The organism is Shewanella waksmanii ATCC BAA-643 (assembly GCF_000518805.1).
Taxonomy (GTDB): domain Bacteria; phylum Pseudomonadota; class Gammaproteobacteria; order Enterobacterales; family Shewanellaceae; genus Shewanella; species Shewanella waksmanii.
Window position 1 is genome coordinate 48,932 of sequence record NZ_JAEH01000036.1, and the last position, 13,069, is coordinate 62,000.

The 13,069-nt window shown below is 43.5% G+C and carries 11 protein-coding genes, 3 tRNA genes and 1 pseudogene; 5 read left to right on the forward strand and 10 right to left on the reverse strand.

Annotated elements, in window-relative coordinates; translation table 11 throughout:
- Window position 1 precedes the first annotated feature (1 nt).
- Window positions 2-712: a DnaA inactivator Hda gene (gene hda, locus L865_RS0114460; protein WP_028773889.1), complete on the reverse strand. Its 711-nt coding sequence runs from the start codon at window positions 710-712 to the stop codon at window positions 2-4.
- Window positions 713-759: 47 nt separating this feature from the next.
- Entirely contained in the window at window positions 760-1,836 is a 1,077-nt protein-coding gene (locus L865_RS23895) for a DUF2066 domain-containing protein (RefSeq protein WP_051484625.1), read from the reverse strand.
- A gap of 196 nt (window positions 1,837-2,032) precedes the next feature.
- Here L865_RS23895 and L865_RS0114470 point away from each other — a divergent pair, with 196 nt between their 5' ends.
- Window positions 2,033-3,259 (forward strand): uracil-xanthine permease family protein, encoded by a 1,227-nt coding sequence (locus L865_RS0114470; protein ID WP_028773890.1) that lies wholly within the window; start codon window positions 2,033-2,035, stop codon window positions 3,257-3,259.
- A 50-nt stretch (window positions 3,260-3,309) separates the two neighbouring features.
- Here the strand turns inward: L865_RS0114470 and L865_RS0114475 are convergent, their stop codons facing one another.
- The gene (locus L865_RS0114475; protein WP_028773891.1) at window positions 3,310-3,654 is read right to left on the reverse strand and encodes a Grx4 family monothiol glutaredoxin; all 345 of its coding nucleotides are present in this window, start codon (window positions 3,652-3,654) and stop codon (window positions 3,310-3,312) included.
- 232 nt (window positions 3,655-3,886) lie between these two features.
- Here L865_RS0114475 and sodB point away from each other — a divergent pair, with 232 nt between their 5' ends.
- The 4 genes and pseudogenes from sodB to L865_RS23900 all read left to right on the forward strand — a co-directional run bounded on the left by sodB (window position 3,887) and on the right by L865_RS23900 (window position 9,471).
- Entirely contained in the window at window positions 3,887-4,471 is a 585-nt protein-coding gene (sodB, locus tag L865_RS0114480; RefSeq protein WP_028773892.1) for a superoxide dismutase [Fe], read from the forward strand.
- Between the two features lie 224 nt (window positions 4,472-4,695).
- On the forward strand, window positions 4,696-6,630 hold the full coding sequence (locus L865_RS0114485) for a PrkA family serine protein kinase (protein WP_028773893.1): 1,935 nt from the start codon (window positions 4,696-4,698) through the stop codon (window positions 6,628-6,630).
- 46 nt (window positions 6,631-6,676) lie between these two features.
- Complete coding sequence (locus tag L865_RS0114490; protein WP_028773894.1) at window positions 6,677-7,945, forward strand: YeaH/YhbH family protein; 1,269 nt, start codon at window positions 6,677-6,679, stop codon at window positions 7,943-7,945.
- Window positions 7,946-7,956: 11 nt separating this feature from the next.
- Window positions 7,957-9,471, forward strand: a pseudogene (locus L865_RS23900) (SpoVR family protein).
- 52 nt (window positions 9,472-9,523) lie between these two features.
- On the opposite strand, the gene rplY reads toward L865_RS23900, so the two are convergent.
- The 7 genes from rplY to L865_RS0114530 form a co-directional block, all read right to left on the reverse strand.
- On the reverse strand, window positions 9,524-9,811 hold the full coding sequence (gene rplY / locus L865_RS0114500) for a 50S ribosomal protein L25 (protein WP_028773895.1): 288 nt from the start codon (window positions 9,809-9,811) through the stop codon (window positions 9,524-9,526).
- A gap of 135 nt (window positions 9,812-9,946) precedes the next feature.
- Entirely contained in the window at window positions 9,947-10,495 is a 549-nt protein-coding gene (mepK, locus tag L865_RS0114505; protein ID WP_028773896.1) for a peptidoglycan L,D-endopeptidase MepK, read from the reverse strand.
- 113 nt (window positions 10,496-10,608) lie between these two features.
- Window positions 10,609-11,994 carry a L,D-transpeptidase family protein gene (locus L865_RS0114510; RefSeq protein ID WP_245608447.1) on the reverse strand — a complete coding sequence of 462 codons (1,386 nt, stop codon included), beginning with the start codon at window positions 11,992-11,994 and terminating at the stop codon, window positions 10,609-10,611.
- A gap of 103 nt (window positions 11,995-12,097) precedes the next feature.
- A complete protein-coding gene (locus tag L865_RS0114515) occupies window positions 12,098-12,664 on the reverse strand; it encodes a type II secretion system protein (protein ID WP_028773898.1) in 567 nt (188 codons plus the stop codon).
- A gap of 121 nt (window positions 12,665-12,785) precedes the next feature.
- Window positions 12,786-12,871 (reverse strand) — tRNA-Leu (locus L865_RS0114520).
- Window positions 12,872-12,909: 38 nt separating this feature from the next.
- Window positions 12,910-12,983: transfer RNA gene (locus tag L865_RS0114525), tRNA-Cys, on the reverse strand.
- Window positions 12,984-12,992: 9 nt separating this feature from the next.
- A tRNA-Gly gene (locus L865_RS0114530) sits at window positions 12,993-13,068 on the reverse strand.
- Between the last annotated feature and the right edge of the window lies 1 nt (window position 13,069).

The following is a 13,069-nucleotide window of genomic DNA, read 5'->3' on the forward strand; positions in this document are numbered from 1 at the left end:
GCTATAGCCTAAGCATCTCTTTTACAAATGGGATTGTTAGCTTACGCTGATGGACCAATGAATCTTTATCAAGACGATCAAGCACATCAAACAATGTCCTTAGATCCCTCGCCAGTCGATTAAGTAGAAAACGCCCGACATCTTCAGGGAGTTGTAAGCCTCGCATTGCTGCTCGGCGCTGCAGTGCTGCAAGCTTTTCTTCATCAGCCATAGGTTGTAACTGATAAGTGAGCCCCCATTGCATTCTGGATACTAAATCAGGCAAAGTGAAACCAGCTTCAGTGGCGGCACTGCTGGCACTCACCACTAAGGTGTTGCCATGCTGCTCTGCCATTCGATTATACAAATCAAACAAAGCTTCTTCCCATAACGGGTGCCCTGCGATGGCATCGATATCGTCGATGCACACTAGATCAAGTTGCTCAAGGCCTTCTAACAGCTCGGTAGAAATACTAGCATGGATGCCCAACGGCAAATAAAAACTACTTTTTCCTGCTTCATTGGCTTGTGCACAGGTTGCGTGCATCAGATGGGTGCGGCCCGATTTAATGGGTCCCCATAGGTAAACCGAACTTTCTGAAGTGCCAAGGGCACATGCCTGCAAGCTTTGGATCAATTGATCATTGCCTGCAGCGGGGTAATAACTACTAAATGTCTCATCATCCGGTAAGTGAACCGGCAGCGACAATTGTCTTGGTGAGTTAAAATTCACTCAATAAAATCTCTATCTATTTATATATTTACAAATGGATGAGCAAACTAGCCCTGCCAAATGTACTCAGGAACGCTCAAACTTTGTTGATCAAGCTCGAGTTCCAATTGTGGCAATTCATCAATTCTTGACTCTAATTTCATTAACCGATGTAAATCTTCTTCGGTACCAAATAAGTTAAGCTGATACTCTACCGATAAGCCATTAAGTGAGACCAACCTCACGGCGCTCACCGCACTGAGTTGTAGCAAGTACTTTTCAATATCGACCAACTGTTTGCGATTGGCGATATCGACAAAGCGTATATTAGTGGTGTTCGCTTCACCACTATCTGCAATCGCATAGCGGCCCGCATAATATTCGCTAACAGCAGAAAGAATTTGTGCCGCAGCGTCATCGGCACTGGTAACCTCAGCACGTTTGGATACTAACGGCGTTAAGAGTGCATCATCAGTCTGAGTTTGGTAAAGCGAAAAAGCATAACGGGTTTGCTCATTCACCGTATCGATAGAAGCCAAGACAAAATAATCAGGTTGGTATCTAGCACTGGCTAAGGCCACTGGCTCGACAAACAATCCTCGGACGTCATTGACCGAAATGTTCATCGAATCATCAAGATCCATTAAAGGAAAAACTGACGGGATAGCCCTTGCTTGGGTGAAGTCATTAAAAACTTGTCTTAACTCGCTATCAGAAGAGTCACTGATAATCATTCTGTCAGTCATATCTGACTGCGCCAGCCAAAATAACGTTGTTGGCCGCTGTTTACCCCAAACGGGTAGTTGTGCTTGACGTAACAGCGCAATAATTTTGCTGTGATCAAAACTGACATTAAGCAGCAACTCGCCATCGGCTTCTTGGTAACCAAACTGTGTCGTCAGACTACTGGGGTTCTTGAGGCTCTCGAGGATAACGGGGTGAGATAAAGCGGCTTCACTGCCAGAGTTCTTTAAAATCACATCCTGCAATGCAGTCTTAAGTGCCTTGCTACGTAGTGTACGAGAACGGTCTTCAACAGCAACAGTGCTCTCATCTAAAGCACTGCTCACAGCAGCAAGTAGGGGTGATGTAATGAATAAGCTGCTGAATATGACTAGTGATGCAGTAATTAGGCGTATAAACATCCGTATCAAAATCTATCTCGATGAATAATGAAAAGAGTGTAACACATTAATCTGTTAGCGATGCACATTCAGTCCTATAGAAACAGCCTTTTGCTGGTTCTTTATTCATAAAAAAGAGGGATATGTGAGCAAAGATAATGAAAAAGTATCCAATGGTGGTTACTATTGTTAAGTTTATCCAAAAATGAGAATAACAATGAAAAATTTAGCTTTGCCACTTCAAGGTGCGCAGATGTTATTTGTGGCTTTTGGTGCGCTCGTACTGATGCCATTGTTAACCGGCCTTGACACTAACGTTGCCTTGTTCACCGCTGGTATCGGTACCCTACTCTTTCAGTTAATCACTAAACGTCAAATACCCATTTTTTTGGCCTCCTCTTTTGCTTTCATCGCCCCCATCATGTACGGGGTTCAAACTTGGGGGATCCCCTCAACCATGGGCGGGTTAATGGCAGCTGGTTTAGTTTATATCTGTTTGGCGTCGCTGGTAAAAGTACGAGGAGATGGCTTTATTAAACGTCTATTGCCTCCCGTTGTTGTTGGGCCCGTTATTATCGTTATTGGCCTCGGACTTGCGCCTGTTGCGGTCAATATGGCGCTAGGTAAAACGGGAGATGGCAGCGCGGTATTAGTCGACTATAACACGGCAATAATCATCTCTTTAGCTTCGTTACTCACCACAATTACCGTAGCGATATTTGCTAAAGGCTTATTAAAATTAATGCCCATTTTAGCGGGTATTATTGTCGGCTACAGTTTGAGTCTGCTTTATGGAATTGTAGATTTTTCTGTTGTCGAGCAAGCCGCCTGGTTGGCAATGCCAAACTTTGTCGCACCTGAGTTTAACTGGCATGCAATCGCCTTTATGATCCCTGTCGCAATCGCCCCTGCTGTAGAGCATATAGGAGATATTTTAGCGATCTCCAATGTTACCGGTAAGGACTATATGAAAAAACCTGGTTTACATCGTACTTTAGCCGGTGATGGTGTCGCGACAATTGCAGCGTCAGCATTTGGTGGGCCACCTAATACCACCTACTCAGAAGTCACCGGTGCGGTAACCTTAACCAAGAATTTCAATCCAGTCATCATGACCTGGACAGCCATCACAGCCATCGTGTTGGCCTTTGTCGGTAAACTCGGTGCGTTAATGCAAACCATTCCAGTGCCCGTTATGGGCGGCATTATGTGCTTGTTATTTGGCTCTATTGCTGCAGTTGGTTTAAATGCACTGATTAAGAATCAAGTCGATTTAAGCGAGCCAAGAAACTTATGTATTGTTGGCGTGACATTGGTGTTTGGCATAGGCGGCATGGCATTTGGTATCGGCTCTTTCAGCCTAACGGGAATTAGCTTGTGTGGCATTGTCGCCATTACAATGAACTTGCTACTTCCTTTGCCTGAAAAACCAGCGCAAGTGTAAATAAAAAAGCCCGCGAAAGCGGGCTTTTTTAAGTAATATTTAGGCTGTAATTAGCTTTCTTGCGCTGGGTATTTAGCCGCAGTTTCAGCAATCAGCGTCTGTAGCTCACCTTTTTGATACATTTCAACCAAAATATCACAGCCACCAACCAATTCACCCTCTACCCATAATTGTGGGAATGTCGGCCAATTAGCGTATTTTGGTAACTCAGAACGAATATCAGGGTGCTGCAGAATATCAACATAAGCAAACTGAGCGCCACAGTTGATCATAATTTGGCCTACCTGAGAAGAGAAACCACAGCTTGGTAATTTAGGTGAACCCTTCATGTAAAGAATGATTGGGTTTTCTGCGATTTGCTGCTTAATCTTTTCTACTGTTTCATTGGTTTCCATATAAATTCCTAATACTCACATCATAAGGTAATCGTTGGTTTAGGCTATTGTACGTCAGGAAGGGGCATAACTAAAACCTACTTTTTTTAGGGGCTTTAGCTACAAGGTAAAAACCGATTAAAATAATCTATAAAATGCCAAAAACAATGATTCACATCACGTTATTATCAGGTAGAATGTGGCGCAGTGAGCAAAACTAATAAAGACAATTGAATGTCAATGGAGAATACAAATGGCTTTTGAATTACCCGCATTACCTTATGCTAAGAACGCACTTGAGCCCCATATTTCTCAAGAAACTATTGAGTTTCACTACGGCAAGCATCACAACACCTACGTAGTAAAGCTTAACGGTTTAGTTGAAGGTACTGAACTTGCAGAAAAGAGCCTAGAAGAGATTATTAAGACCTCTACTGGTGGTATCTTTAATAACGCAGCCCAAATTTGGAACCACACTTTCTATTGGAACTGCCTATCACCAAATGGTGGCGGTGCAGCAACCGGTGATATCGCTGCAGCAATCGATGCAGCGTTCGGTTCTTTTGATGAGTTTAAGGCTAAATTTACCGATGCAGCTGTAAACAACTTCGGTAGTGCTTGGACTTGGCTAGTTAAAAATGCTGACGGTAGCGTAGCAATTGTTAACACTAGCAATGCAGCAACCCCGTTAACAGATGAAGGTGTTACACCTTTAATGACTGTTGATGTTTGGGAGCACGCATACTACATCGATTACCGTAACGTTCGCCCTGACTATCTAGCTCACTTCTGGGAACTAGTTAACTGGGAATTCGTTAACCAAAACTTCGCTGGCTAAACTATGCCACAAGTTCAAAAGGAGCCTTAAGGCTCCTTTTTTTATGGTTTTTTCACTCAACCTTTAACACGCCACTAATTGCAACTGTTGCAATTGCAACGTTTTCTTATTGTTTTTATTAGACTTTTTCTCTGCAAGTTTTTAAAAGCCAACTATATTTAAATATAGGTGGCTTGGTTTAGTCACCCCAATTTATCTTATTTGAGCGTCTCAGGGGGTGGAAAATGGGTATATTTGAGCATTACCAACAGCGCTACGAAAAAAAGCTAGATGAAGAGTATTCATTGCAAGAATTTCTGCAGATTTGTAAGGAAGATCGCATCGCTTATGACTCGGCAGCAGAGCGGCTTTTGATTGCAATCGGTGAGCCTGAAGTTGTCGATACCTCAAAAGATCCGATATTAAGCCGAATTTTTTCCAATAGACTCATTTCACGCTATCCCGCATTCAAAGACTTCTATGGCATGGAAGAAGCCATCGAGCAAATTGTCGCCTATTTGAAGCATTCTGCTCAAGGGCTGGAAGAGTCCAAGCAGATCCTCTATTTGTTGGGTCCTGTGGGTGGCGGTAAATCCTCTTTAGCAGAGAAGCTCAAAGCACTTATGCAGCATGTGCCTATTTATGTGCTGAGCGCCGACGGGGTGAGAAGTCCAGTTAACGATCACCCTTTTAGCCTATTTGACCCAGAAGAAGATGGCGAGTTATTAAAAAGCGAATATGGTATCCCAGAGCGCTATATCAAATGCATTATGTCGCCGTGGGCGGTGAAACGCTTGCATGAATATGGCGGCGATATTTCTAAGTTCCGCGTTGTTAAAGTCTATCCATCAATCCTCGACCAGATGGCAATAGCAAAAACAGAACCAGGGGACGAAAATAACCAAGACATCTCCTCATTGGTCGGCAAGGTGGATATTAGGCAGCTGGAACATTTTGCCCAGCATGATGCTGATGCCTACTCCTATTCAGGCGCACTATGCCGCGCTAACCAAGGTTTAATGGAGTTTGTGGAGATGTTTAAGGCGCCGATAAAGGTGTTACATCCGCTGCTTACAGCCACTCAAGAGGGTAACTTTAATGGCACTGAGGGATTATCTGCTATTCCCTATAGCGGCATCATCTTGGCACATTCTAATGAATCGGAATGGACGACATTTAGAAACAACAAAACCAACGAGGCTTTCTTAGATCGTGTTTACATTGTTAAAGTCCCCTACTGTCTCCGGGTATCTGAAGAGATCCAAATATATGACAAATTGCTGGCTCATTCTGAGCTCAGTACCGCTCCTTGTGCGCCAGGAACGCTGGAAACATTAGCGCAATTTAGCGTGTTATCTCGCATAAAAACACCGGAAAACTCCTCTGTTTACTCCAAAATGCGTGTGTATGATGGTGAAAGCCTCAAAGACACCGACCCTAAAGCTAAGTCCTATCAAGAATACCGTGACTACGCTGGTGTAGATGAAGGGATGGAGGGGTTATCTACCCGATTTGCGTTTAAGATTTTGTCAAAAGTGTTTAATTTCGACCACAGTGAAATCGCAGCGAATCCCGTTCACCTGTTTTATGTTTTAGAAAGGCAAATAGAACAAGAGCAGTTCCCATCGGAGATGGCCGAGCGTTACTTGGAGTTTTTAAAAGGCTACTTAATCCCCAAATATGTGGAGTTCATCGGCAAAGAAATCCAAACTGCGTATTTAGAGTCTTATTCTGAATACGGGCAAAACATCTTTGATAGGTATGTCACCTATGCCGATTTTTGGATTCAAGATCAAGAATACCGCGATCCTGAAACCGGACAATTATTCGATAGATCGGCATTGAACGCCGAACTGGAGAAAATAGAGAAGCCCGCAGGCATTAGCAATCCCAAAGATTTCCGCAATGAGATTGTAAATTTTGTACTGCGTGCCCGCGCCAACAACGAAGGTACTAACCCATTATGGACTAGCTACGAAAAACTCAGGACGGTGATAGAGAAGAAAATGTTCTCCAACACGGAAGACCTATTACCGGTTATTTCATTCAACGCAAAAACATCGACGGATGATCAGCGAAAACACGATGATTTCGTCAACAGAATGATGGAAAAAGGCTACACCAAAAAGCAAGTAAGATTGCTATCTGAGTGGTATTTACGAGTGAGAAAGTCGTCTTAAACTTTGTCATGGGGAGGCAACTCCCCGCTTGACTAGCGAGGTGTATATGGCCAATTTCATAGACCGCAGGCTTAATGCCAAAGGAAAAAGCACCGTAAATCGACAGCGCTTTATTAATCGTTATAAGAAGCAAATCAAAAAAGCTGTCAGTGACGCCGTCACTCGTCGTAGTGTTACTGACGTTGATAAAGGTGAGAAGATCAGTATTCCAACTCGCGATATTAGCGAGCCAACTTTTCATCAAGGACAAGGTGGTGTCAGAGAACGAGTTCACCCCGGTAATGACCAATTTACCAAAGGAGATCAAATAGAAAGACCACCTCAAGGCGGTGGGCAAGGCGCCGGGCAAGGCGAAGCATCAGATTCCGGTGAAGGACAAGATGATTTTGTGTTTCAAATTTCAAAAGACGAATATTTGGAGCTGTTATTTGAAGACTTAGAGCTGCCAAACCTGCAAAACAACCGCCTCAATAAACTGGTTGAGTATCAAACCTATCGCGCTGGATTTACCAATGACGGCGTACCGGCCAACATCAATATTGTACGTTCACTACGATCTTCATTAGCTAGACGAACGGCGATGACCAGTAATAAACGCAAACAACTTGCTGCACTTGAGGAGACACTAGCGGACTTGGAAAACACCCCAGGTTCCAGCAGTGATGAGATTTTGGCGACTAAAGCAGAGATATTGCAGCTTAAAGAGCGCATCGCCAAAGTGCCATTTATTGATACCTTTGACCTTAGGTACAACAACTTTGCTAAAAAGGAGGTCCCTTCTAGTCAAGCAGTGATGTTTTGTTTAATGGATGTGTCTGGTTCGATGGATCAAGCGACTAAAGATATGGCGAAACGTTTTTACATTTTGCTGTACCTTTTCCTGACCCGGACGTACAAAAATTTAGAAGTGGTCTACATTCGTCATCACACTCAGGCTAAAGAAGTCGATGAACACGAATTTTTCTACTCTCAAGAAACCGGTGGCACCATAGTCTCAAGTGCGTTGAAATTAATGCATGAGATCCAACAAAAACGTTATCCAGAGAGCGAATGGAACATATACGCTGCGCAGGCCTCCGATGGAGATAACTGGGCCGATGATTCTCCTGCGTGTCGCCAATTACTGCAAAAACAGTTACTACCAGTAGTTCGCTACTTTAGCTATATCGAAATCACCAACCGGGCGCATCAAACCTTGTGGCGAGAGTATGAAGCTTTACAAAGTGCCTACGACAATATTGCCGTACAACACATAAAACAAGCCGAAGATATTTACCCTGTGTTTAGGGAGCTATTTAAAAAGCAATCGGTCTAGTAGGAGGCGCTATGGAAAGTCCTAAAAAACAGCCATTAAGTGACGGTCCAGATTGGACATTCGAGCTATTACAACAATATTTAGGGGAAATTGAGCGAGTAGCCAATCACTACAAGCTTGATGCTTACCCGAATCAAATTGAAGTGATCACTGCTGAGCAGATGATGGATGCCTATGCTGGAATTGGGATGCCCATTGGTTATACCCATTGGTCATTTGGCAAAAAGTTTATTGAAACAGAACAAGGTTACAAGCGCGGGCAAATGGGCTTAGCCTATGAAATTGTTATCAACTCTGACCCTTGCATCGCTTATTTAATGGAAGAAAACACCATCACGATGCAGGCATTAGTGATGGCCCACGCCTCTTTTGGCCACAACAGCTTTTTTAAAAATAACTACCTATTTAAAACCTGGACCGACGCCAGTTCTATTATCGACTACCTCGTATTTGCTAAAAACTATATCAGTGATTGTGAAGAGCGCCATGGTACCGAGCAAGTTGAGCTAATTATCGATTCTTGCCATGCCTTGATGAATTACGGGGTTGACCGTTATAAACGCCCTAGCGAAATATCATTTAAAGAAGAAAAGGTTCGCCAAAAACAACGAGAAGAGTATCTACAAAGCCAAGTGAATGATCTTTGGCGCACGGTGCCATTAAGTCAAACAGCAGCGCCTGAAGAGTTACAGCCCACCTTCCCCACTGAACCACAAGAAAATGTTTTGTACTTTATAGAAAAACACGCGCCATTACTTGAACCATGGCAGCGCGAGATCGTGCGTATCGTACGAAAAATGGGCCAATACTTTTACCCACAAAAGCAGACCCAAGTGATGAACGAAGGCTGGGCTACCTTCTGGCACTATACGATATTAAACCACCTGTACGATGATGGATTAGTTACCGATAGGTTTATGATGGAGTTCCTGCAAAGCCATACTAATGTCGTTGCTCAGCCCAGTTACAATAGCCCTTATTACAGCGGCATTAATCCCTATGCGCTGGGCTTTAATATGTTTGTGGATATTCGCCGGATATGTGAAAACCCCACCGAAGAGGACAAGCAGTGGTTTCCAGATATGGCAGGTAGCAACTGGTTAGAAACCGTTCATTTTGCTATGCAGAATTTTAAAGACGAGAGTTTTATCAGTCAGTATTTATCACCCAATATCATTAGGCAATTCAAACTATTTGGTATTTTAGATGACGATCAAAAACAAAACCTTAGTGTCTCAGCGATACATGATGAACAAGGGTATCGCGATATTCGTCAAATGCTGTCGCAGCAATACAACTTGTCAAACTTAGAGCCCAATATCCAAGTGTAAAATGTCGCCATTAGCGGTGATAGGTCGTTAACACTAAGGTATGTCCCCAACAACCGCATACCATTAGCGGAAAGCCGTCATGAGGTCGTAAAGCACTTGCATCGGCTTTGGGGGTTTGACGTCATGCTAGAAGAACAAAGCCCTACCGGAGAAACACAAATAATCGCACGCTGCCCAGAGAAAACCGACGAATAGCAGCCATAAAAAAAGCGCCTTAAAGGCGCTTTTTCGTTGTTAAACTCAGCAATTAAGCGTAAGTGAAATCAACGTGCTCGATTAGAGGCTTGAATGCGTGACGTTGCATAGCTTGTGCACGTACAGTGATATCTTTACCGTCTAAAGTAATAGTGATATCGCTGGTGTAGAAATCAGCATTCTCTTGAATGTTGATGATATCTTTGTGAGCAAATTCGATAGAAACTGCTTCTTTACCTGCGCCATAGATAACTGCAGGTACTTTACCAGCATGACGTAGGCGGCGGCTCGAACCTTTCCCACTTGTAGTACGTGTTTGTGCAACGATTGTATAAGACATGTTTTTCTCACTTATAATAACAAATTTAGGTTGGTTGCCATTTTCGACCAATGACAACCGCTTTTTAAGCGCGGCAATACTAGCACAGCCGCCCCACAACAACAAATACTTTCAGCCTCTAGCGCAATAGGTGGCTTACCAGGTTCTTACTGGGCCTGTATCGACATGAATAAAGCCCGAACGTGGGTAATAGCCCACACCACCGAGCTTGAGTTCTATCGCAGCTTCGCGCAAGGTTTTAAGATCAATCCCTGGCACCGCAATATCCATCGCCATGCCTTTCATATGATAACTTTTCTTGGCTACGCCATTGCTCTTAGCCGCAAGCATTGCATTGGTTTTAGGCGAACGATAACCAGAAATCACATGAAACTCTTCATCAAAGTTCACTGATTGCTGCAAGTTGAATAAAAAGTCATACAAGCGCTTATCCATCGGCGCAGATTCATTACGACGATGATCACGCAAAACATGGCTAAACTCGGTCAAGGTTTTATGCTGATAATCACCATCAACCCAGTAACGCCCTTGAGTCTGCTCACCAGTATGTCTGTTATAAAAGCTTAGCTGTCGAATTCCTTTCGTTGAACGACTTGCGTGTGCCTTACTCGGTAACACTGAATACATCGCCACGCCACTTAATCCTAATAACACTTGTCTACGAGAGGTACAAACTATCGACACATTAACCACCAAAGCCTATTTTTTAACCAAAACAGGCGACAAATTAGCCGTTTTAATCAATGAAAGCAAGTTTAATGCGGATAAAGTTGACTTGGGGTTATTGCCTACAACCCTTATTGGCTGGCGAGTTCAAGGCTAAGCTTTTGATGACGTTTATATATATCTGTTCTAAATTGGAGTTTATTTTGTTTTCCGACCCAAGAGGTCCAATATACTAAATGAACGGGTAAGGTTTGATGCAATGAAAACCACTGAGTCGTGTTTCTATCATCCTGCATCTCTACCCATGTTTGCTTATCTTTGACAAGATTCGCCGCCATCCAGTTGGCAAGTTGCTCGATTTTTTCAACCCGAATACATCCAGACGATAACGCTCTATCACTGCGCTCAAACAGCTCTGTGTCTAATGTGTCGTGTAAATATACATTGTAGGAGTTTTCAAAAAAGAACTTATAACGCCCAAGCGTATTCGACTCACCAGCTTGCTGAACTAACCGGTAAGGGAAGTCACCAAAAGCGAGGTCTTGCCACTCTTGATCAGATTTAACCACCAGATCACCTGCGCGATTGTAAACTTGAAATTTACCTTCACTGATATAGCTACCATCTGCACCGACTTTCGGTAACAAATCGCGTTTAAGCAATTTACGTGGCACACGCCAGGTAGGGTTAAGCACCATATTACTGATCTGACTCTGCAGCAACGGCGTTTTACGGTACGGTTTACCGACAATAACCCTAGAATTCAACACTACCTGATCGCTGTCGACTAACACCATTTCGTATGCAGGAATATTAATCAGTAAATACCGCTGCCCGACGGAAGCTAAATAACGACTTCTATTAACAAAATCTTCAGCAATGATTGTCGCCCGTTGATAGGCTGTCGTATTAAGCCAACGTAATGTTGCGGGGCCTACCACGCCATCAGGTTCTAACCCATGGCGCCTTTGAAAGTTTAATACTGTCTGCTCTAAAGCGTCATCGAACACGACATTATTGAGATCTTGCACTGAGTTATCGCTTAAATGCGCTAATCGAGTGCGTAGCTTTGGAATACTGCGGTGCGCATCGCCTAATTTTAACCAGCCTCCAGGGCTAATAGCTTGCCAATCGTATTGGGCACTAGCAAAACTTAAATAGCGAATTCGATTACTGACTGCTAAATAGTCTTCTAACGCTGGCTCACTGCCAAGCACTTGGCTGAGTATGGTATCAGTTGATGGTTCATCAAAGTTAGTTGATCGATCACGTAGGGGAATTTGCTGACTTTGCCAGAACATACGCACATCGTTAATAATTGGCTGCAACTGGCCAATAGCGGGCTCATTATCAAGCGTATCTAAATGGCTGGCGAACAGTTCATCATGAGTGGCAAAATGAATGATGTTAACTTGGTGCCTTAAACTGCTAATCGCGAGGTTGAGATTATCCCCAGCTTGAAGCGTCAAACTGCTGAGTAACACCAATATACATAGAGCACGAACCAAGCTGACCATTGCCATACCTCCAGTATAAATTATGGCAAAAAGTCAGCAAATTGGTACTATCAACTGGAAATGAAATAAAAACTTAATTTAACTCGGTGTTTAACCTAAACAATTAACCTAATGTCGCGCGCGTTACGACTGTTTTACCCTCTCCAGGGTAATAGCGTAATTGCCAATTCTCTTGTCCCTTGCGCTGATCATCGGCTATGTAGTTGAAATAGCAGTAGGTGTTAGGGCTACTGACAGCACCACCGGCATACCAATAGACAATATCTGTGTCGCCACCAAATGCAGCATCGTGATGATAGCTCAATACAAACTCATTGTTGTCTAGCAATCCTTGCCAGAGTTCGCGACAGTATTCACCATTAAGTTGAGTACCGTTGTTGCCGCCAGCTAAGGTGTCTTGTCCTAAAGGATAACCAGTGTTCGTGGAGTCAATACTCCCATCACCATAGCAGGCTAAGTTGAACTCATTGCGGTTACTGCCTTCGACTTGCCAACACTGATGATATAACCCAACCGCAGAGCTAAACGCACCAAATGCTGCTTTAGCAACTGATTCATGGGCATCTTGACTTAGGTTAATAAATCGCGGCGCGGCCACAACGGCAAGCACACCCAATATAATGATAACCACCACTAATTCAATTAGTGTAAAACCTTGATTTGATTTCATAATACGACCACTACAGAAACTTGCATACATTATACCTATCTATTGCAGATAAGAAAATTGAAATTAGATTGAGCAAACAAAAAAGCCCCAACAAATGTTGAGGCTTTTTGTCATCGAATGATGGTACCCGAGGCCGGACTTGAACCGGCACGCTTATTCAGCGAGGGATTTTAAATCCCTTGTGTCTACCAATTCCACCACTCGGGCAAAGTGTGTTTTACCGCTTACGCACTAAAACATTAAAGTGGAGGCGCGACCCGGAGTCGAACCGAGATCGACGGATTTGCAATCCGCAGCATAGCCATTCTGCCATCGCGCCTTAGTAGATTGGAGCGACATATCGGGTTCGAACCGATGACCTATACCTTGGCAAGGTATCGCTCTACCAACTGAGCTAATGTCGCA